The following is a 21,245-nucleotide window of genomic DNA, read 5'->3' as shown; positions in this document are numbered from 1 at the left end:
CAAGATAGACAACAGGATAAAGGCTATCTAAGGCTCTATTTTGCCACTCAGTCACTTGCTCAATCACAGCATCGGTAACTTTGCTGATGAGAGATGCTGACACATCGGCATCGTACATTTCTTTGAAGAAGGCTACAATTTCCCTATTAGTCATTCCTTTTGCATACAGTGAGAGGATTTGGTCATCCATACTGGTGATGCGTGTTTGGTGCTTTTTGATAATTTGTGGCTCAAATGAACCTTCTCGATCACGGGGAATATCTAAAGCCAGTTGTCCATCTTGAGTTGTAATGGTTTTAGAACTAAACCCATTACGGCTATTTGAGCCTTTCTTGGGCTGATGCTTTTCATAACCGAGATGGTCTGAAAGTTCAGTATTGAGTGCAGTTTCAATCATGAATTTTTTAAAGACTGCTGTCATTTGGTTTAAGTCTTCTGGTGTTTTTAGACCTTTAGCCAATTCGGCAGCCATACTTTTGATTGTTGCTTCATCCATGTGAAGTACCTTTTGTAATTATCCTCTGAAGGATAAATAAAAATTAAGTACTTACACAAAATTTAGAACAGTCCCTTAAAATTTTATATATCATATTTCAAATGAGATTATCTCTAAGGAGCCAGTTTTTGACGGCCTAATCTTATAAGATCTTGATGAGTTTTCACAATTTGCCCAGCAGTTTCATGTAGTTTATTAACGACTTCAAAGAAATGCTTTGGATTTGTTTCTTCCCATTCAGGAGGAACCGTCTGTCGCCCTGAGGTATTAGCAGGAAAAGTGTTGATTGCAATCTGTCCAAGATAGTTTCCTACTAACTCATATAGTTTAGATCTAATGGTTTCTAATTCTGTATCAATAAATTCATGTTCAGCATCTCCCCAATCATGATAGAAATCATCTAATTGATTTAAAGCCGAACTTGGCCATGAAAATCCAGCCATATTTTGTTCATCAATAAAACTAATACTACCTTTTGACGGAAGTGTTTCTTTAAATTGATTGAATAACTGTAAATCGGATTCACGGAAGTTAATTGATTCAGGTTTTTTTAATAATGTTTCCGAGAGTAAATTTGGTTCATGATTATCAAAAATCATTTTTAATGCAATTGCGAAGGTTTTTGAAAGACTATTTCTGATAGGTGCCTTTTCTTGCTCTTCAGTTGCAATTTTATAAGTTAAGACACGTTTTGATCTAAGATCAAAAGGTAGTTTATCTGGTTCCCCATATTGAGTATTCATAACCATAATAATTCTACTCCACCCTAAAGTTTTTATAGCATACCCAAGCTCAACTAACACATTTGGATTTGGTGTCGGACGAGATGTAGTAGAGTCGATAATTGACACGTCACATACAAAAGCAAAAGAATTATCAATTTTTGAAAAAATAGAATGAGTAATATCAGGAGAACCAGATAGTCCTAAAGTATCTCTATCCATCACAGGATTAATGGTAGTAGTTTTATCTTTTTGCAGTTCTTCAATGGCTTTATCTAAAGCTGTATTGATCAAACTTCTATTTGTATTAGTTGGACAATCAGATTGCCAAGAATAAAAAATTTTATTTTGCATTTTGTCTCTTAGATTGAATTTATCTGAAAATTAATATGTTACCTTTTATGCGAAATAACTGTATATATTAAAAAAATTATTATCTTAAAAAGGCGTAAATATTAAAATCATTAAATCAACTCTCCTTAATTTCTTTTATAATTTTTAATCTTTTTCCAACCGACTTTTTGTAAATTTTCAATTGATCTTCGGTCGTGCCAATAATGTATTGATCGGCATAAAAAGCTAATTTTGTATTAACTTCCCTAACGAAATCTATTGATACGTAATTTATACCTTTTTTAAAGCGTTTAGATTTATTGATCATATAGCCTAATTTGGGGGAAATTGCATAAAAAAAGTCCGCCTCATTCTCAGAAGGAACAGTCATATCATCTTCATTTATTGCTTCATGTATATTAATAATTGGGTGATCTGATGTTATAAAATCTTCATTCGTTTCGTTGATTAATAAACAATGTATATCAATTTTTCGTGTTTCAAAAAAACTTTTTCCTAAATTCATACCAAGCATATAACTAATAAACCACCAAGATTCTTTATAAGTTTTCTGTAATTCTTGGTCTGTCTGAGCAGCTAATATTTTATCTTTGAAAGGTTTAGTTCTGGCAATTTGGTGTCCCCAATAGCTCATAAATTTACACATATTTAGGGTATCATCTAAAATTGATAAATCATGGTTTTGTAAGCTTTTTAGAATAACATCTACACCTTTTTCATGATCTGTATGAATATTTTCTATTGTATTGCTCTTAAATGCTTCAATGCACGCTTGTAATTTCTCATCTTTTTTTCCTGATTTTATATATGCAGATTCAATGTATTGTAATATTAGAAATGAATTTAGACAAAATTTATGTTTTTTTTGTAGTTCTACTGGTGATTTATTGGATATAAAGTTGATTAGGTCCAAATGTTGTTTTGTAATAAACTGGTATTTGTAGAAGTCTTTTTCCTTAAGAATTGCTTTAACACTGTCACATGCTATTTTAAGTTTCTTTGTTGTATACCATACATCTGAGTTATTTAAAGACCAATTTTTTAAGTATTTGGCCCATACGTAGTGATTTTCTCTTTTTAGTTCTAATTGTTTAGGTGTCATTTCCATTTGATGTTTTAGTACCATTTAAAAGAGATATTAACTTAATATGGAGTATACCAAATATTTAATATCCAATCCTTCCAAACAGCCTCCCAAGGCTGTTTTTTATTCTCACTTCTACAACCCCCACTTAACAATAACCCACCCATTATTTAGCCTTACTTTTCTAATGATTTAATTTAAAACAAATGGCATTTTGCGTGCTTGACTGCAAAAGGGTTGGGCACTATTCTTTGCCTGCTGGCCACATTGCCAGCCGGTCGTCGCGGACCGATTACAACAGCATCAGAATTATTCCTTTCTGAGGGATAATTTTGTGTGAGCATCTCCTCGTCTCCTCCCGTAGCGGTAGGACGGGAGAGGGACACCTTCGGGTGTGCTGGTTGTTGTACCAGTCCGCGAACCCCTTCTCGTTCTGCCACCATAATTTCTATTCATGTCGGCAGAACTCCCAATAAAAAGGAGTTGGCTTTGCACATCCATTATTTCTTGGCTCTCCATGCCAAAAGCTATAACGACACAGCTTAAAAATTAAAGCAGCTTGATAGCCAAAAGGTTTTCAGGCTTAAAGCCATTTTTACTTAAAACTTAGCAATAACAAACTTGAGATGTGCCAAGCACAGTCTTTACGGCTTTGCTATGCCTTTTTTTCTCCCAAAAAAGTATCTCATTTACAAACAACAAGAATTTATAACGGTAAAACTATGCCAAATTTAGTTCTCTCAACACGTGCTTTAGAAGTAGTAAAAAAAGGGATTAATCTGTTTCATCACGGTGGGTTTCACATGGTGGGCGTCGACAAAATTGTGAAAGAAACCGAAGTGAATAAAATGACGTTTTATAACTACTTTCACTCTAAAGAACGCTTTATTGAAATTTGCCTGATCGTACAAAAAGAACGGCTCCAAGATCAAGTGGTTGCAATGGTCGAGTACGACTTAGGTACTGCCGCCATAGATAAACTCAAAAAGCTTTATGACTTACATACCGATTTAGAAGGGCCGTATTACTTATTGTTTAAAGCCATTTTTGAAACTAAAAATAATTATCCCAACGCTTTTCAGACCGCGGTGAGGTACAGAACATGGCTGACCAATGAAATTTATAGCCAGCTTAGAATGCTAAACGCGGATGCTTCTTTTACCGATGCCAAGCTATTTGTATATATGGTGGAGGGTACAATCATTCAGCTTTTAGGCTCAGATGGAACAATCGAGCAGGAAAAGATGTTGGAGCGTTTTCTTATCGCCACTATCCATCCTCACTAGCTAAAGAGGCTGCTTTAATATCGCTTAAATTAACCTCTAACCAGTCAGCAAGTGCAGCAACACGTTTAGCGACTTCCTCACCTAATAAGGTTAAATCATATTCGACGTGGGGAGGGACGACTGGATAAGAAGTTCTACGTATAAAACCATCTTTTTCTAAATGCTGGAGGGTCTGAGTCAGCATTTTTTCGCTGACTCCGTTTGCTTTACGGCGTAACTCACTATAACGATGGGTGCCGTCACGTAAAGCAATCAAGCATATCACTCCCCAGAGGCTTGTAACATGAGCAAATGCTTCTCGAGACTGACAATTATTCTCTCCAGTAAAAAGATCACCTCTTCGGACTCTTTCGGTCAAGGTGGGGACTTTTACATTTTTCGTACCCATGCTTTATTTATCTCCATTCAAATGTGAATAAGCTTAATACTAACCTTGAGGTACGTACCTTATATGGCTCAGGAATAAATATTATATTAAGGCTCATCTCTATATTGGATCCAGAAATTTTAGGATTTTATTTACTCAACTAATTTTGAATATGGTCCCATCAATGTAAGTAATACTCTTTTTATAGGATCAAACTTTTTATAGATGCAGCTATACAATTTACACAGGATGAAGAATGAATAATTTGAATTTTAAAACGCTAAAGAAGTACTGGCTGCGATTCGTGGGTATTGCTGTAATCGCAGGCGCTTTAGTATTGGCATTTGCTTGGACCGCTGGTCTATTTGGACACCGAACAACATCCAAAACTTTTTTGGGTGACACATTAAAAAACTTTGATCCCGGATATCGACGGGCACACGGTAAAGGGATTTGTTTTGATGGCACTTACCATAGTAATGGTGCGGCAGCAGCACTCTCGAAAGCCACTGTATTTGCCAAGTCTGATATACCTGCAATTGGTCGATTTTCTATTGGTAGCGGTAACCCGCATGCGGCAGATAATTCTACCGCAACAGTGAGTATGGCTTTATTACTTTCCGCAGCCGATCATTCGCAGTGGCGCATGAAATTAAACAACTTTCCCTATTTCCCGACGCGAAATGCTGAAGGTTTTTTGGCGCAGCAAAAAGCATTTAAACCCGTTCCATCTACTGGCAAACCTGATCCAGCCCTTGTTGAGGCATTTTTAAAAGAATATCCCGAAGCGCGTAAGTCTATTGAGGAAAAGGCAAAAATGCCATTAACCGGTAGTTTTAGCGGTGCAGAATTTTATGTCGTAAATGCCTTTATATTACGGGCGGCTAATGGGCAAGAACAACCAGTCCGTTGGTCTATGCGTCCTCATTCAAAATTTATTAGTCTGACCAAAGAACAACGTGATCAAGCTGGCCCTGATTTCTTATTTAAAGACATCAAAAAACGTTTGGCTGAAGGACCGCTCTATTGGGACTTAGTTTTGCAACTTGCCGAACCAGGAGACCCAGTGAATGACCCATCTCAGCCTTGGCCAAAAGAACGTAAAGAAGTTATAGCCGGAACATTAGAGGTCAAAAATGTAACTGATCAGGTAAATGGCGCATGTCGTGATATTAACTTTGACCCAACTTTGGTGCCACCCGGAATTGAGTTATCAGATGATCCAGTACTCGCAGCACGAGCGGCGATCTATTCACAGTCTTACAATGCTCGATTACGTGAAATTGGATTTGGCAAAGCAACGGATGCCGTGGGCAAATAGGAGAGCTGAACAATGCAAAACAAATCTAACGATACTGCTCCACGTCATTTTAATTTGACTGCTCGAATACTGCATTGGCTTATGGCGGCAGCAATTTTGGCCATGCTATTTATTGGGGTAGGAATGACCACCTCAATTACTTGGCGTCCGTGGTTAATTGATATTCACCGACCTTTAGGAATCGCAATCTTACTATTGGTCATCATAAGATTAATAAATCGACTCTGTTATCCAATTCCACCTTTGCCGCCGACTGTACCGCGCTGGCAGGCATTTCTTGCCCATGCATCACATTGGCTACTTTATATTTTGATGTTTAGTTTGCCATTGCTCGGATGGGCAACACTATCGGCAGGTAATTGGCCTGTAACGTTATTTCCGGGTTGGGACCTTCCGCCTATAGCACCAACCAGCTCTACGTTTTACGCTTGGTTCCGTACATTACATGGAATTTTGGCTTGGCTATTATTTGCTGTCGTTATTGGTCATTTATCTGCTGCGTTATTACATGCATGGATTTATCGCGATGGCGTATTTTCGAGTATGGCTTTGGGGCCTTCTTCTAAAAAAGAGGATGCTGACTAGTTTGCTTGAAAGCTTTCGACTGAACGATGAATTAATGGTGAAGCTTTTATAGAGTTTATTTAAAACATATAAATAAACTCGCCGATATAACGACTTAAAATAGAATTGATTTCTCAAGTTGAGAAATCAATTCAGCTATTTAGATCCCTTCAACAAAACTCACCATGACATCACAGCAGCCTTGGCGTTTACTTTTGGCAATCCCACAGATCGTGAGGAGAGGGCTGGGAAGATGATAGAGGGCTTAAGGGTTGATCTTGCCACGTCGTGCATCCACAACATAATTACCATCTACACAATTGATTGATATCAGATTACCACTCTCATCAACATAGTCGGCATTTAAAACCGAACTACATGGATGTTGTTGCAATCTCAGCGCACTAGCCACAGCCTCTAATATTTCGGGTTGAGTGGCAGCACGCTCGGTTGGCATCTTTGGCATTTCAGCTAATCGATTAGCATTAAAATAAACATTTTGCGTAAAACCGAGTAGTTGACCAAGTAAGGGTAGAGGCAATTCTTGTTGGGTCTGCGCATTAACATTGCTAATCAGCATTGCTGAAACAAACCCAAATAGGCAAATGCGCGATTTCATTTACCTTTAAGCAATACTTGATAGCTTTCTCCGCCAGCACACTTCACTGATATTTTTGAACCATTGGCATCTAGCGCGCGCGCGTCCACCACGCTACTACACTTTTTACCACGAACACGAACACCCGCAGCCACACCATTATAAAGTTCAGCTTTCGTCAACGGATGCCCTTTAGGAAATTGAGGCATATCCTCTGCTTTTTTTATACCTACAAATGCATTATATACAAAAGCTCTCAAGCCCAAGTGAGTGGCATCCATAGGAGCTTCCTCGGCGTGAGCAGTAGACACCAATAACAAACCTGCAAGTAATGCGATAACGTTATATTTCATATAAGTAATTTTTGTAAAGTTAGTCTAGCTAATACTCACATAAACGCATTTTACAGTCAAGAAAGTTGACCATCACCTTATTATTTTTCTTCTAATAAAATAGTAACTTAAGAGTAATTTTAATTGCGTACATAGTGAGGGGATAGGATTAAAAAGTTAATTGGACAGTAAGGCTTATTAAGGCTTGGTTCCTTATGTTCAAACCTCTTTTATTTTAAGCTTGTTTGTTCAGTTCAGACGGTAAATGCTGCGCTAAATAATCAATTGCAAGACGGGTTTTGAGTGGCATAAACGGCAGCGCAGGCCATACCAAATGAATCGGAAAAGCAATACTCGACATGGTTTCTAACACTTGTACGAGCTTACCATTCTGTAATTCATTTTGAATAAGCCAATCGGGTAGCCAAGCGATACCAGCTCCAGCAAGCGCTGCATTTTTAATGGCTTGTAAGTCATTTAAAAGGAGTTTTGCTTTGGGCTTAATAAATAAAGGCGCGTCATTTTCCTTTTGAAGTCGCCATTTTTGCATTTGACCAAAATGTGGATCGGCAATCGTGGCGTGATGCTCTAAGTCCTCAATATGTTCTAGGGGACCTGCTTTATTTAAATAGTCAGGTGAGGCACAAAGTAGCATTCGATGCTGACCAATCGGTTTGGCAACAAGCTGAGTGGTATCAGGCAGTGCCCCGATTCTTATACACAAATCAAAACCTTCTTCAACCAAGTCTACAGTTCGATCATTAAATGAAATTTCTAACTGTAAGTCCGCATGTTGCTGAGCAAATTTAACCATAAGCGGGGCAGCAAAGAGTTGCCCGAACAGCACTGGCACAGACATTCGTAAACGACCTGTTGCGTTAATTTTCCCTTGGTCTAATAACGCCGCTGCATTTTGTATTTCACTTAACGCTCGGCGGCTATGTTCATAAAACAAAGCACCTTCATCAGTCATGCTGAGTGAACGTGTTGTTCTTTTAAATAAAGCCACACCAAGCTGATCTTCAAGCCGAGCAATATTTTTACTAATGGCTGAGCGAGTTAAATGCAATTGCTCGGCAGCTTTTACAAAACTTCCAGCTTCAACCACAGTCACAAATATAGAAATTGCACTTAGTTCATGTTGCATGATTGTTGACTAAAAGGAACCAATGGTAAGAAATAATATCACCACTGTTGAATTTATTGTGGGGTTACTATGGCTTCATCAAAAATATGGAGACAGTCATGGCTAAAATATTGGTATTAAAATCCAGCATTATGGGTGAGGGTTCACAAACCAATCGCTTAATTGATGTAATGCTTGAACACCGTAAAGATCAAGGTTTGCAAGATGACATCACCATACGCAATTTAGCTGAAATGAATCTGCCTGTATTAGATCTGGAAATTTTTCAGGCGCTGCGTGGTGCGGAAAATAACAATCAAGACATTCAGCAAATCGTTGCTTTGTCTGACGAATTAATTGCTGAATTAAAAAGTGCTGATTTATTGGTGATAGGCGCACCGATGTACAACTTAAATGTGCCTACTCAACTCAAAAACTGGTTTGATTTGGTGGCACGAGCAAGACAAACATTCCGCTACACCGAAACTTACCCTCAAGGTTTGGTTGAAGGGGTAAAAGCGGTGGTGGTAAGCAGTCGGGGCGGCATTCATGTTGGCCAAGAAACTGAGGCAGTCACGCCTTATCTCAAGGCAGTGTTAGGGCTAATGGGCATTCATGATGTTGAATTTATTTATGCAGAAGGCTTAGACATGCAAGCTTATCGCAGCAAGGCATTAGATCTGGCAAGCCAGCAAGTTAAAGAATTCACTATTTAAAATTATGGGTTGAAACTCTTGTACATCTAATTGATCACAGGAGTTTCTAAGTCTATTTAAATCACATTTCTCAGTTCATTTGCTGTGTTGCGCAGCAATGGCAAAATTTGCTGAACCAAATAATCTTCTTGTACACGGTTAGTTTGAGACATGCAGTTAAGCGCTGCTATAGCTTGACCTTGGGCGTTAAATACGGGCACTGCAATCGCAATCACACCAAGCTCATGTTCTTCTTTGGAAAGACAATAATCCGATAACGAAATACCCTTAAGCACTTCAAAAAACTTTGACTCATCTACTATGGTAAAAGGCGTTAAGCGTTTTAAACCGTAAGTTTTTACCCACGTATGTTGAGCTTCTGCGGGCAGTGCTGCCAGCAATACTTTACCTGTGGAAGTGGCATGGGCAGGGAGTCGGTTTCCTAAATGCATACCATAAGGGCTGACACGTAAATTATCTTGCTGTGGTAAATAGCTACGGGCAATCGGTACGACTTCGTTATCGTCTAACACCACAATTGAAAAAGTAAGAGATGTCTGCGCACATAATAGATTTAAAAATGATTGAGCAACTTTAGGCAGGTGGGCAGAGCTTAGATAAGAACTCGAAAAGCGCAGCACACGATGAGTGAGCCAAAAGTAATGTTCATCGGTTTCTAAATAGCCTAAGTATTTTAAAGTTTTTAGGTAACGCCTTGCCGCTGTACGACTAATACCGGTTCGCTCGGCCACTTGAGTGACATTAAGCCGTTGCCGATCTGTTCCAAAAGCTTCCAGTAAAGCCAAGCCTTTTGCTAACCCTGCAATGTAGTCATCTTGACGTATTTTCTCATGCGAGTTTGGGTGCTCTAGAAAAGCATCGAGAGAAGGCATCCTTTCATTCCTGTTATTTTGATTGTTTCTGTCCGCTATTCGGACAAACTAAATGATAAACGGTTATTTTCGTCTTGGATACATAGTGAACAAAAGTTAAAGCCAGTAATTTAAAAGTCAGGATGAAACAAGGATGAAGTTATGGATATTTTAAAGACACAGGTTGCAATTATTGGTTCTGGGCCAGCAGGGTTATTGCTTGGGCAACTTCTATATAAAGCTGGCATCGATCATATTATTGTTGAGCAACGTAGTGCTGAATATGTAGCTTCACGGATTCGTGCAGGAATTTTAGAGCAAGTTTCGGTCGACTTACTCAAACAAGCAGGCGTTGATCAAAACTTAAAAGAAAAAGGATTACCGCATTCGGGTATTGAAATCTTAACCAATGGTGAAAAGCATCGGGTTGATTTGGCAGCACTTACAGGTGGTAAACAAGTAACTGTATATGGCCAGACCGAAGTTACCAAAGATTTAATGACTGCGCGTGAAGCAGAGCAGCTCACTTCATTTTATGAAGCTCAAAATGTACAAGTAAAAGATTTCTACACTGCACCAAAAGTTGAGTTTGAGTACCAAGGTAAAGCTTTTCAAATTCAGTGTGACTTTATAGCAGGGTGTGATGGCTACCACGGTGTCTGCCGTGCCAGCGTGCCAGAAGATAAAATTAAGACCTTTGAAAAAGTTTATCCGTTTGGCTGGTTAGGGGTGTTGGCAGACGTTCCACCTGTAGCCGATGAACTCATTTACGTACAGTCTGAACGTGGATTTGCTTTATGTAGTATGCGTTCAGAAACGCGTAGCCGTTATTATTTACAAGTCCCTTTAACAGATCACGTCGAAGACTGGTCGGATGAAAAATTTTGGGACGAGTTAAAAAACCACCTAGATCCCGAAAGCCGTGAAAAGTTAGTCACAGGACCTTCTATTGAAAAAAGTATTGCGCCGTTACGTAGCTTTGTGACCGAGCCAATGCGTTTCGGAAAACTATTTTTAGCAGGAGATGCTGCGCATATTGTTCCACCGACTGGAGCAAAAGGCTTAAATCTCGCTGCATCTGATATTGCTTATTTATCAAGCGCACTCATTGAATATTATGCCGAAGGTTCCGAACAAGGGATAAATGAATACTCTGAAAAATGCCTACAACGTGTATGGAAAGCAGAGCGTTTTTCTTGGTGGATGACTCATTTATTGCATCGTTTTGAAACTGAAAGTGAGTTTGATCATAAGATTAAACAGGCCGAGTTAAGTTATGTACTAGGTTCGATTGCGGGTAAAACCACATTGGCTGAAAACTATGTCGGTTTGCCTTATGAGATTAAGCAAATAGATCGTTTTAAGCATGCAAGCTAAAGACTAAGTAAAAATAAAAAGGGCATGAAAATGCTCTTTTTTTATATAAAAATTTAAGTGGGCCGTACTAGCTTAAGAGATTGTTTTGCTTAAAAGATCAGCATTAATAAAAGCTTTTGTCACATTTTTTCAGTATATTGCTATTAATTTCTTTATTTATAAATTCTAAGTTTGTATGGAACAGGACCAAGCACGCATACCTAAATATATTCCTATTCGCGATGCAATTGCCCATGATATTGAATCTGGCGTATTAGAAGCCCACGCAAAACTCCCATCAGAAAGAGTGCTTTCTGAACAGTTCCAAACCACTCGTGTGGCTGCACGTGAAGCTTTACTGGCTTTGGAAACCGATGGTTTGATTTATCGATTAGATCGCCGTGGTTGGTATGTTCGTTCTCCTCGTATTATTTATCATCCGCAATCGACAAAAAACTTTAATCAGTTTGTGATTGAACAAGGCTATGAACCTTCTACAGAAGTAATTTCGAGTGAACTGACTCAGGCTACTTCTTGGGATGCCAAGCATTTAAAAGTTGAAAAAGGGCATCCGATTTATTCAGTTTGGCGACGTCGTTGTATTAATGGTCGCCCTGTTTTAGTTGAACATTTACGTGTAAATGCCGAACTTTTCCCCGAGTTTTTAACTCATGATCTCAAGCAATCCATTACGTTACTGATGGCAAATCAATATAACTGCCATATCACCCGAGCTGACATTAACCTTTATCCAACCGCTTTATCGGAACAACAGGCTAAAGCACTGCATGTGAATGTTGGGGCACTGGGTTTATATATTTGCCGTAGCAACAGAAATGAAGAAGGCGTGATTACCGATGTTGACCAAGAATATTGGCTACATGATGTTTTAGATTTGCATTTCGAAGCGCGAGCATAAAAATACAATCTGGTTTAAACCAGATTAATTAAACTGTCATATAAAGCTGTTGAAATACGATCATCAAATAATTGCATTCGATGGTTTGCAGATGAAACAGTACGTTCAACAGACAATTAAACTCGGTACTGCATCAGTTTTAGGTGTAGTGGTCGCTATTCAGATGGGATGTTCATCAGCAACATCAAAACAATCAGAAGAAATTACAGTCTATACGGCAGTGGAAGCCGACCAGCTTAAGCAATACCAAGAGGAATTACATAAAGCCTATCCTGAACTCAAAGTAAAATGGGTACGTGATTCAACTGGTGTAATCACCGCTAAACTTTTGGCAGAGCAGAAAAACCCACAAGCGGACGTGGTTTTTGGTGTGGCTTTAACCAGTTTGCTGGTCATGGAAAAGAAAGACATGCTTGAGCCTTTTAAACCTGAAGGCATTCAAAACTTAAAACCAGAATTTGTCAGCCAAAAACCTGTACCGACTTGGACGGGTATGGATGCATGGGAATCTGCAATTTGTGTCAATAAAGTTGAATTAGAAAAGCGTAAGTTACCAATTCCAAAAACTTGGAAAGATTTAACCAACCCAATTTATAAAAACCTGATTGTGATGCCAAATCCAGCCTCAAGTGGTACAGGCTATTTGGATGTCACAGCTTGGATGCAAATTTGGGGTGAAAAGCAGGCATGGGACTATATGCAGGCTTTAGATAAAAACATTTCACAATATCCTCATTCAGGTTCAAAACCTTGCAAGATGGCAGCGCAGGGTGAAATTCCAATTGGTGTTTCTTTTGGTTATCCGGCATTTAAATTAAAAGCAGAAGGTGCACCTTTAGAAGTGATTTATCCAACTGAAGGTTTAGGCTGGGAAATGGAAGCCTCAGCAATTGTGAAAGGAACCAAAAAATTAAGTAGCGCACAAAAATTTATAAATTGGTCGGTAAGCAAAGCGGCAAATGAAGCTTATGCACACAACTTTTCAATGGTGGCTTATAAAGGCATTGAAAATACGAGCATGAGTTTCCCAAAAAATCTTCCTCAAATGCTCGTAAAAAATGATTTTTATTGGGCGGCCGAGCAGCGTGAACGTATTTTGGCTGAATGGTCAAAGCGTTTTGAAAAGTGATCTTTTGGATAAGGGCCTCATTATGCAAATTCCTTCGTCATTGCAATCATCGCTGCTAGGTCAAAACCAGAAAGGTGAGTTAGCAGGGCATTTACTGTCGTCATTAACGACCTATAAATATCCTGAACATGGTCCGTCGGTTTTAGAAGTGGTGGATATACAAAAAAAGTTCCAACACTTTCAGGCCCTAACGCATATTAATTTAGACCTGAAAGCTGGCGAGTTCGTGAGCTTTTTGGGGCCTTCAGGGTGCGGTAAAACCACATTACTACGCATCATTGCGGGTCTAGAAAAACCTGATTATGGAAAAGTCATAAAAAAGGGCGCAGACATTACGTTGCTCAGTGCTGAAAAGCGTCACTGTGGTATTGTGTTTCAGAACTATGCGTTATTTCCAAACTTAAACGTCGAAGAAAATATTGCTTTTGGCTTAGACAAAAAGAAATGGGATAAGGCGCAGCGTAGCCAACGAGTTCAGCAGTTATTAGAACTGATTGAATTACCCGATATTGCTAAAAAATATCCCAATCAATTGTCGGGTGGGCAGCAGCAACGTGTTGCGCTTGCTCGGGCAATTGCGCCGAAGCCTGATATTTTACTATTAGATGAACCATTGTCTGCACTTGATGCTCAGGTACGTCTAAACCTAAGACAGAAGATTCGTTCGATTCAATCACAGCTTAATTTGCCAACCATTATGGTCACACACGACCAAGAGGAAGCTTTAAGCATTTCTGACCGTGTTGTAGTCATGAATCATGGCGTCATTGAGCAAATTGATACGCCGCACAATATTTATTACAAGCCGCAAACCCAATTCGTTGCAAAGTTTATTGGCACCATGAACTTTTTGGCAACCACTTGTTCGGTCATTAATCAGCTCGAGGTTTTGGGTTTTATTCCTCTAAATTTTGAGCAGCAAAAACTTAAAGCAGGGCAAAGCTACAGCATTGGTTTTAGACCTGAAGCCGTCGAGTTGGTCGATAATTTCGGTAGTGATAAAGAGTCGTTGTATTTGCCAGTTAAAGTGTTAAGCACAGAATTTTTAGGTGCCAAACGTCGTTTGTTTTGCACTATTCATATCGATGGAATTGAGCAGGCAAAACACCTTTTGCAAATTGAAATTGAAAATATCAAGTTCAAATCTTTGCAAGAACTCATGTTTATAAAAGTGCCTAATCAGCTCATTCATGTCTTTGACGAACAAGGGTACGCACTATGTTAAATGAAGCTGCTTCAGCGGTTTTAAAAACACAGCCGCGTCGAAAAACTGAATATTCATTAAGATCAAATATTGCTTTAGCAAGCGTTGCAATTGCTTTGACTTTAGCGATTATTGCACCTTTAATGATGCTGTTTGAAACTGCATTTTTTGATGAAAATCAAAATTTTGTTGGTCTTGAAAATTTTTATAACTATTTTGCAAGTCCAGCTTTACTCAGCTCTGTATTTAACTCGGTGTGGGTTGCTTGTGCTGCTACTGTCATTACAGTATTGCTTGCCAGTATTTATGATTTTGCACTCACCAATGTGAATATAAAGGGTAAAAGCTTCTTTAAACTGGTGGCTTTTTTACCCATTTTAGCTCCATCACTTTTGCCTTCTTTAGCATTGGTTTATTTGTTTGGTAAGCAAGGCGTATTAAAGTCTTTACTGGGCGATATACAAATTTATGGCCCAATCGGTATTTTAATCAGTTACTGCTTTTGGCTATTTCCAGCAATTTTGATGTTGATGATGGTGTCTTTTCGCAGTGTCGATCAGCGTTTAATTGAGGCATCTTTGTCGCTAGGTAAAAATATCTGGGAGACCCATTACCACGTCACGCTACCTGCAATTCGCTATGGACTCATTAGCGCAAGTCTAGTGGCTTTTATTTATGTGCTGACCGATTTCGGAATTCCGAAAGTGATTGGCGGTTCATTTAACATGATGGCGCTTGATGTCTATAAACAGATTATTGGTCAGCAAAACATGAGTATGGGTGCGGTAATTTCCATCTTGTTATTGCTACCAGCAGTGTTTGTCTTTATTTTCGACCGAATACAAAGCAAACGCCATGCACGGTTTCAAGCCTTTCAGGCTAAACCTTATGTTTCAGCACCGAATAAAAAACTTGAAGTCGTTCTGAGCCTATTTTGTGGTTTGGTTTCAGGTGCAATTTTACTGATTATCTTTACGGCTGTGCTGGCGTCATTCATCCAGTCTTGGCCTTATGATTTGTCTTTGACCTTGGCTCATTACAGTTTTGAATATGTCGATGGCGGCGGTTGGGCAGCGTACTTTAACTCGGTTCGTATGGCACTCTTTAGTACTGTTTTTGGAACGGCACTGATTTTTATGGTGGCGCTATTAACCGAACGTTTTAAGACACATCCATTCATTAAAAACTATGTTCAAGCTTTGGTTTTACTGCCACTCGCTGTGCCGGGATTAGTTCTAGGTATTGCCTACATTTTGTTTTTTAACCAGCAAAGCAACCCGTTAAATGTGCTGTATGGGACCATGACCATTTTGGTGATTTCAACCATTGTGCATTATTACACCGTGCCACACCTCACTTTAACCAATGCCATTAAACAAATTCCGCTACAGCTCGATCAGGCGGCGGAAACTCTAGGAACATCGAAGTGGAAAACCTTTTGGAAAGTCTATTTGCCTATGTGTTTTCCAGCGCTATGCGATGTATCGGTTTATATTTTTGTGAATGCCATGACCACTGTGTCGGCTGCCATTTTCCTTTATTCACCAGACACTAGTTTAGCGGCGGTGGCGGTTTTAAATATGGATGATGCGGGAGACACGGTTGCTGCTGTTGCGATGAGCATTTTGATTTTAACCACCTCATGTGTTGTAAAACTCATTCATTGGTTATTTACCAGAAAAATTATGGCAAGAAGTCAGCAATGGCGTGAAAGCGCTCACTAAGTTTTAGCTAAACACAATTTTTATTTAACTGACTGAAATTGAATGCTTTGTTCAACAAGGCAAGGGTGTATTCATCCTAAATTTCGCAAATTGGAAGTCTTATGAATCACGCACAGTTTGATTTAATTGTTGTCGGAGCCGGTATTTTAGGTTTGTCCGCTGCCATACAAGCGCAAGAACAAGGCTTAAAAGTTTGTATCTTCGAGAAAAATGCCAAACCTGTGGGCGCAACTCGTCGTAATTTCGGCATGGTCGGAACTTCGACATTAACCCATCCAGAGCAACAGTGGCGAAAGTATGCACTTGAAACGCGTTCTTTTTATCAGCGTATTCAGGCTGAAACCGATATTTCGTTTGCTCAACGCCAAGGTATTTATCTCGCAAACACTGCACTTGAATGGCAGGTTTTAAAAGAGTTTGCCGAGCGTGCAAATCATTACCAAATTCCAGTTCATTTGCTAAAGCATGATGAACTGGTCACCCAATTTTCTTATTTAAATCCCGAACAGCAGTTTCAAGGCGGCTTGGTTTTTGAGGAAGATTATTCGGTCGAACCGCATGTGATTGGGCAGCGACTATTGGCATATGCCGAAAGAAAAGGTGTGGAGATTTATACCAATGCCTGCGTTGTTCAAACCCATTATCAGCAGGAAAGTTGTCAGGTTCGCTTGGCAAATGGCGAAGTATATCGGGCAAATAAAGTTTTGATCTGCCACGGTGAAATCATCGATGTTTTATATCCAGATCTCTTACAAAGTTTGAACTTGAAACGTTGTGGCTTACAAATGGCGCTGACGCAACCATTTCACCAAAAATTAAATGCTTCTCTTTATTCAGGCTTATCTATCTCACGTTATCCGGCTTTTGAAATTTGCCCAAGTCATGCTGAGTTGGTTAAAGCATCACAACAGGGTTTCATTAAAGAATTCGGTATCCATATTCTGATTAAACAAAACGAATTTGGTGAACTGATCGTGGGCGATAGCCACGAATATCATTCGATTAATGAAGCGCCGCAGTTCGAGCAGCGTGAAGAGATTAATGAGTTTATCCAAGCTTACTGTCACGAAAAATTAGGGCTGACTTTACCTCCAATTCAAAAACGCTGGAATGGTTATTACCTGACTCATGAACATGAGTTGGCCTGTGTTACTGAAGCTGAAAAAAATATCTTTCTGGTGAGTGCGATTGCCGGTAAAGGCATGACCACAGGGGCTGGGTTTATGAAAGAAATATTAGAACAAAATATTTACTAGTTTGTAATCTGGTTTAAACCAGATTGGTGTATATTGAAATTAACGCAAAAGAAATGAGTAACATTATGAACATGCAACCCCAACTCGATATGGATTTAGAGAACAAGTATTTGCTTCTCACTCCAGGGCCATTATCAACATCGGCAACAGTACGCCGTGCCATGCAAAAAGACTGGTGTACTTGGGACCAAGAATACAACTCGCTGGTACAGGATATCCGCTCTCGTCTAGTCAACTTGGCAACCAGCCAACCTGAAAAATATACGGCTGTGTTAATGCAAGGCAGTGGTAGTTTTGCTGTGGAGTCTGTACTTGGGTCAGCTATTTCGCGTGATGGCAAAATCTTGATCATTAATAACGGCGCATATGGTGCACGTATGGTGCAAATGGCGCGTTGCTTAAATATTGAAGTTGTAGAGCTGAACTATTTAGAAACTCAAACACCAGATTTACAAGAGATTGAGCGCGTTTTACAAGATAAAACCATTAGCCATGTTGCGTGTGTACACTGTGAAACTACCACAGGAATTTTAAACCCGATTCAAGACATTGGCCGTTTGGTGAAAGCAGCAGGAAAAATCTGGATTGTGGATGCCATGAGTTCATTCGGTGGTGTGCCTATGGATATTGCCGAGCTTGAAATTGATTTCCTGATTTCAAGTGCAAATAAATGTATTCAAGGTGTTCCGGGCTTTGGTTTTATTTTGGCCAAGCGTGATTGCCTAGAAGCATGTAAAGGCTTAGCACGTTCAGTTAGCCTCGATTTATACGACCAGTGGAATACCATGGAGCAGCATAACGGCAAATGGCGCTTTACCTCACCAACCCATGTGGTACGTGCTTTTTATCAAGCCTTGCTTGAGCTTGAAGCCGAAGGTGGTGTTGCTGCACGTTATCAACGTTATTTACAAAACCAGCAAACCTTATCGCAAGGTATGCAACAACTGGGCTTTGAATTGGTGCTCGGTAAAGAGTGCCCACAATCGCCCATTATTACCACTTTTCTTTATCCAACAGCCGAGACATTTAGCTTCCAGTCCTTTTATGAAACCTTGAAAAAATCAGGTTATGTAATTTATCCGGGCAAAGTCACCGACCTTAATTGTTTCCGTATTGGCAATATTGGCGAAGTTTATATTCACGACATTGAAGGGCTTCTTGCTGCGATTGCGAGTTATTGCAAAAACCATCTCAATCAAGCTGTAACAGCATAATTTTTTAAATCATTTGCATTAAAGGAATTACACCATGACGACCAACAATACACAAATTCAGGCTGTTGTTTTTGACTGGGCTGGCACAACTGTAGATTTTGGCTCACGCGCACCAATTTTGGCTTTTATGGCTTTATTTAAAGACAATAAAGTTGAAATTACGGTTGAAGAAGCGCGTGCGCCAATGGGGTTAGAGAAACGTGATCATATTGCAGCAGTTTTAAAAATGCCGCGTGTAGCAGCGGCATGGCAGGAAGTATATGGGAAGCCTGCAACTGAAGCAGATATTGACCGTTTATATAAAGACTTTATTCCTTATCAACTAAATTCTATTCCGAAATGTTCTGCTTTAATTCCGGGGGCATTGGAAACGTTTGAAAATATTAAAAAGCGTGGTGCAAAAATTGGCAGTAACACTGGTTATGCATCAATGATGATTGGACGATTGATTAGAGATGCTGCCGATCAAGGCTACCGACCGGACTGTATCGTTACTGCCAGCGACGTAAAATTTGGCCGTCCATATCCTGAAATGCTATGGAAGAACTTAATTCAACTCGACGTATCCGACATTAAAACTGTTGTAAAAGTAGATGATACCGTGGTGGGCATTGATGAAGGTTTAAATGCCGGATGTTGGACAGTCGGGCTTGCGATTAGTGGCAATGAAGTCGGTTTAAGCTATGAAGAGTGGAGCGCATTATCGGCCGATGAACAGATTGTTCTAAAAGATAAGGCATACCAAAAAATGAATGCGTCGGGCGCTCACTATGTGATTGATAGTGTCGCCGACTTACCAAATGTACTCGATGATATTGAACGCCGTTTGGGACAGGGTGAACGACCTTAAACATAGTTTGGATCTATATATTTTTAAGCTTAGCTCCCTTGGGAGCTAAGCTTACCTAAAAAATTAAAATGAAGAGTAATAAACTCTACATACGTGGAAATAAGGAGTAACTTTGAAACGTCAATTCCTTATTTCCTGCTAACCATCTAAAACACATGTTTAGATGGTTAGTACCATCAATCTTATAGGTACAGGACCTATAGGATTTTTTGTGATGGATCTCTTTACGACTTTTGTGGGTCGTATATTTTTTCTTTAATGAATAAGGCTGGTATCACACCACAAATTAGGTAGGCAGCACCCATCACGACAAAACCTAAACCAATAGACCCGCCGGATGCTAAGAAACCAATCGTTGCAGGGGCTAATGCAGCGCCTAAACGTCCGACGTTATAAGCACCGCCAATGGCTGTACCGCGGATTGCTGTTGCAAAGCTTTCGGTCATATAGGTTGCATTTACGCCATAAGGGATGCCGTATAGAAAACCAAAGGTCACCAGTAAATATAAAATGTTGCTTGGCGAGTTATAAAAAACAATCAGAGGTAGGAAAATAGCAGTGCCGATTGCACCAAAGGCATAAGTAAAACGACGCCCTAATTTATCGGCCATCATACCCGCAAGAACTTTACCTAAAATCATGGCGGTATATGTACCTACCATATAGGCGGTCATTTCCTTAAATTTCATACCGAGTTCACTTTCAAGGTATGACGGCATCCAGTTATTTACGCCATAATAGCCAAACTGTAAAAAGCCTGCCGTTAACGCCCATAAGATAAACATATTGCGGTTTCGTTTATCTTGGAAAATAAGCTTAAATGCTGAAGTTTTCGAGGCGTTTTGAGCCACAACTGGTTGTTGTAGTCGAGACTTTTGCCATGCTTCTGGTTCAGGTACAAGCACATGCATGAGAACAGCAATAATGACGGGAATAATCGCAACATAAAACAGCATGCGCCAGCCATGATCAGGAATAATCCAGCCTGCAAGTAAGGTCGCAACAATATAGCCAACGGTCCAGCCAGCTTGTAAAGTGCCAAGTACTGTTGTGCGGAAACGTGTTGGGACATACTCGGCCATGAGAGTATTACAGGCGATATAAAGTGAACCCAAGCCAAGAGATGCAAAAAATCTTAAAATACCAAACTGAAGAAAGCTGTGGGTAAAACCTAAGCCACAGGTAAGAAGTGAGAAAATTAAAATAGAAATAACCACAATACGCACGCGACCAAATTTATCGCATGCCCATCCCCCAAAAATGCCACCAACAGCCATACCTGCCAATGTAAAACTGCCAAGCATACCTGCTTGTACTGAACTTAATCCAAAATCTGCCTTAATACTATTTAAGCTATAAGACAGCAGCATCAAATCTGCACCATCTACCAACAGTGCCAGAAATGCAAAAATAAATGCTATTTTCCACGTATGAGGCTGTATACGAGAAAGACCTTCTTTGTAATTTGTAGCCATAATCCATTACCTACATTTGATAAAAAGCACTTCAAGTCGTTTTGAAGTGCTTTAAATTTGATTAAGACGCAGCGCGAATCATATTTCGGGCAATAATCACTTGTTGAATTTGAGTGGTCCCTTCATAGAGACGGAACAGACGAACATCTCGATAAAAACGTTCAATGGCATATTCACTGATGTAACCCGCACCACCATGAATTTGTACGCAGCGATCAGCAACGCGGCCACACATTTCGGTTGCAAACATTTTTGCGCAAGAAGCTTCCGTGCTAACGTTTTGTCCCGCATCGCGTAGGCG

Annotated in this window: 21 protein-coding genes and 1 pseudogene; 12 read left to right on the top strand and 10 right to left on the bottom strand. The window is 39.6% G+C overall.

Annotated elements, in window-relative coordinates; genetic code table 11:
• From J582_RS21465 to J582_RS21455, 3 genes and pseudogenes are all read right to left on the bottom strand, one after another.
• Positions 1-496, bottom strand: a pseudogene (locus J582_RS21465) (IS256-like element ISAba26 family transposase); the annotation flags it as partial.
• A gap of 113 nt (positions 497-609) precedes the next feature.
• Positions 610-1,572, bottom strand: coding sequence for a hypothetical protein (locus tag J582_RS25710; RefSeq protein WP_032048557.1), 963 nt, complete (start codon positions 1,570-1,572; stop codon positions 610-612).
• A 115-nt stretch (positions 1,573-1,687) separates the two neighbouring features.
• The gene (locus J582_RS21455) at positions 1,688-2,680 is read right to left on the bottom strand and encodes a DUF4238 domain-containing protein (protein ID WP_227556621.1); all 993 of its coding nucleotides are present in this window, start codon (positions 2,678-2,680) and stop codon (positions 1,688-1,690) included.
• A 698-nt stretch (positions 2,681-3,378) separates the two neighbouring features.
• Here J582_RS21455 and J582_RS21450 point away from each other — a divergent pair.
• Positions 3,379-3,942, top strand: coding sequence for a TetR/AcrR family transcriptional regulator (locus J582_RS21450; protein WP_032048554.1), 564 nt, complete (start codon positions 3,379-3,381; stop codon positions 3,940-3,942).
• Here J582_RS21450 and J582_RS0105145 read toward each other — a convergent pair.
• The gene (locus J582_RS0105145) at positions 3,926-4,330 is read right to left on the bottom strand and encodes a winged helix-turn-helix transcriptional regulator (RefSeq protein WP_032048553.1); all 405 of its coding nucleotides are present in this window, start codon (positions 4,328-4,330) and stop codon (positions 3,926-3,928) included. The two genes, J582_RS21450 and J582_RS0105145, sit on opposite strands and share 17 nt — an antisense overlap.
• A 235-nt stretch (positions 4,331-4,565) precedes the next feature.
• On the opposite strand from J582_RS0105145, the gene J582_RS21445 reads away from it, so the two are divergent.
• Together J582_RS21445 and J582_RS21440 are read left to right on the top strand one after the other, a co-directional pair.
• On the top strand, positions 4,566-5,630 hold the full coding sequence (locus J582_RS21445) for a catalase family peroxidase (protein WP_004709462.1): 1,065 nt from the start codon (positions 4,566-4,568) through the stop codon (positions 5,628-5,630).
• 12 nt (positions 5,631-5,642) lie between these two features.
• Entirely contained in the window at positions 5,643-6,215 is a 573-nt protein-coding gene (locus J582_RS21440; RefSeq protein ID WP_032048552.1) for a cytochrome b, read from the top strand.
• Positions 6,216-6,459: 244 nt separating this feature from the next.
• On the opposite strand, the gene J582_RS21435 is transcribed toward J582_RS21440, so the two are convergent.
• The 3 genes from J582_RS21435 to J582_RS21425 all read right to left on the bottom strand — a co-directional run bounded on the left by J582_RS21435 (position 6,460) and on the right by J582_RS21425 (position 8,271).
• Positions 6,460-6,813, bottom strand: coding sequence for a hypothetical protein (locus J582_RS21435; RefSeq protein WP_032048551.1), 354 nt, complete (start codon positions 6,811-6,813; stop codon positions 6,460-6,462).
• Complete coding sequence (locus J582_RS21430; RefSeq protein ID WP_032048550.1) at positions 6,810-7,145, bottom strand: hypothetical protein; 336 nt, start codon at positions 7,143-7,145, stop codon at positions 6,810-6,812. Before J582_RS21430 ends, J582_RS21435 begins: the two co-directional genes overlap by 4 nt.
• Before the next feature lie 214 nt (positions 7,146-7,359).
• On the bottom strand, positions 7,360-8,271 hold the full coding sequence (locus tag J582_RS21425; RefSeq protein WP_032048549.1) for a LysR family transcriptional regulator: 912 nt from the start codon (positions 8,269-8,271) through the stop codon (positions 7,360-7,362).
• Positions 8,272-8,369: 98 nt separating this feature from the next.
• Here J582_RS21425 and J582_RS21420 point away from each other — a divergent pair, with 98 nt between their 5' ends.
• The gene (locus J582_RS21420) at positions 8,370-8,966 is read left to right on the top strand and encodes an NAD(P)H-dependent oxidoreductase (protein WP_032048547.1); all 597 of its coding nucleotides are present in this window, start codon (positions 8,370-8,372) and stop codon (positions 8,964-8,966) included.
• Positions 8,967-9,022: 56 nt separating this feature from the next.
• Here J582_RS21420 and pobR read toward each other — a convergent pair whose 3' ends face one another.
• Positions 9,023-9,838 carry an IclR family transcriptional regulator PobR gene (gene pobR / locus J582_RS21415; RefSeq protein ID WP_032048546.1) on the bottom strand — a complete coding sequence of 272 codons (816 nt, stop codon included), beginning with the start codon at positions 9,836-9,838 and terminating at the stop codon, positions 9,023-9,025.
• Between the two features lie 141 nt (positions 9,839-9,979).
• Between pobR and pobA the strand changes: the two genes are divergently transcribed.
• The 8 genes from pobA to phnX all read left to right on the top strand — a co-directional run bounded on the left by pobA (position 9,980) and on the right by phnX (position 19,469).
• The gene (pobA, locus tag J582_RS21410; RefSeq protein ID WP_032048545.1) at positions 9,980-11,194 is read left to right on the top strand and encodes a 4-hydroxybenzoate 3-monooxygenase; all 1,215 of its coding nucleotides are present in this window, start codon (positions 9,980-9,982) and stop codon (positions 11,192-11,194) included.
• Between the two features lie 175 nt (positions 11,195-11,369).
• The gene (locus J582_RS21405) at positions 11,370-12,092 is read left to right on the top strand and encodes a UTRA domain-containing protein (RefSeq protein WP_000434318.1); all 723 of its coding nucleotides are present in this window, start codon (positions 11,370-11,372) and stop codon (positions 12,090-12,092) included.
• 91 nt (positions 12,093-12,183) lie between these two features.
• Positions 12,184-13,221, top strand: coding sequence for a putative 2-aminoethylphosphonate ABC transporter substrate-binding protein (locus J582_RS21400; protein ID WP_032048544.1), 1,038 nt, complete (start codon positions 12,184-12,186; stop codon positions 13,219-13,221).
• Between the two features lie 22 nt (positions 13,222-13,243).
• Positions 13,244-14,446, top strand: coding sequence for an ABC transporter ATP-binding protein (locus J582_RS21395; protein ID WP_032048543.1), 1,203 nt, complete (start codon positions 13,244-13,246; stop codon positions 14,444-14,446).
• Positions 14,440-16,149 carry a putative 2-aminoethylphosphonate ABC transporter permease subunit gene (locus J582_RS21390; protein ID WP_032048542.1) on the top strand — a complete coding sequence of 570 codons (1,710 nt, stop codon included), beginning with the start codon at positions 14,440-14,442 and terminating at the stop codon, positions 16,147-16,149. The genes J582_RS21395 and J582_RS21390 overlap by 7 nt, the downstream gene beginning before the upstream one ends.
• A gap of 101 nt (positions 16,150-16,250) precedes the next feature.
• Complete coding sequence (locus J582_RS21385) at positions 16,251-17,405, top strand: TIGR03364 family FAD-dependent oxidoreductase (protein WP_032048541.1); 1,155 nt, start codon at positions 16,251-16,253, stop codon at positions 17,403-17,405.
• A gap of 26 nt (positions 17,406-17,431) precedes the next feature.
• Positions 17,432-18,619: a 2-aminoethylphosphonate--pyruvate transaminase gene (gene phnW / locus J582_RS21380; RefSeq protein ID WP_032048540.1), complete on the top strand. Its 1,188-nt coding sequence runs from the start codon at positions 17,432-17,434 to the stop codon at positions 18,617-18,619.
• Between the two features lie 34 nt (positions 18,620-18,653).
• A complete protein-coding gene (gene phnX, locus J582_RS21375) occupies positions 18,654-19,469 on the top strand; it encodes a phosphonoacetaldehyde hydrolase (protein WP_032048539.1) in 816 nt (271 codons plus the stop codon).
• 224 nt (positions 19,470-19,693) lie between these two features.
• Here phnX and J582_RS21370 read toward each other — a convergent pair whose 3' ends face one another.
• Together J582_RS21370 and J582_RS0105140 are read right to left on the bottom strand one after the other, a co-directional pair.
• Positions 19,694-20,944: an MFS transporter gene (locus J582_RS21370; RefSeq protein ID WP_006581456.1), complete on the bottom strand. Its 1,251-nt coding sequence runs from the start codon at positions 20,942-20,944 to the stop codon at positions 19,694-19,696.
• 61 nt (positions 20,945-21,005) lie between these two features.
• Positions 21,006-21,245, bottom strand: a 240-nt coding sequence (locus tag J582_RS0105140; protein WP_032048538.1) for an acyl-CoA dehydrogenase family protein, incomplete at its 5' end; no start/stop codon positions are given.

Source organism: Acinetobacter sp. 1566109 (assembly GCF_000582255.1).
Taxonomy (GTDB): Bacteria; Pseudomonadota; Gammaproteobacteria; order Pseudomonadales; family Moraxellaceae; genus Acinetobacter; species Acinetobacter nosocomialis.
The sequence above is the reverse complement of the archived record's forward strand: the minus strand, read 5'-3'. Positions and strand labels throughout refer to the sequence as shown.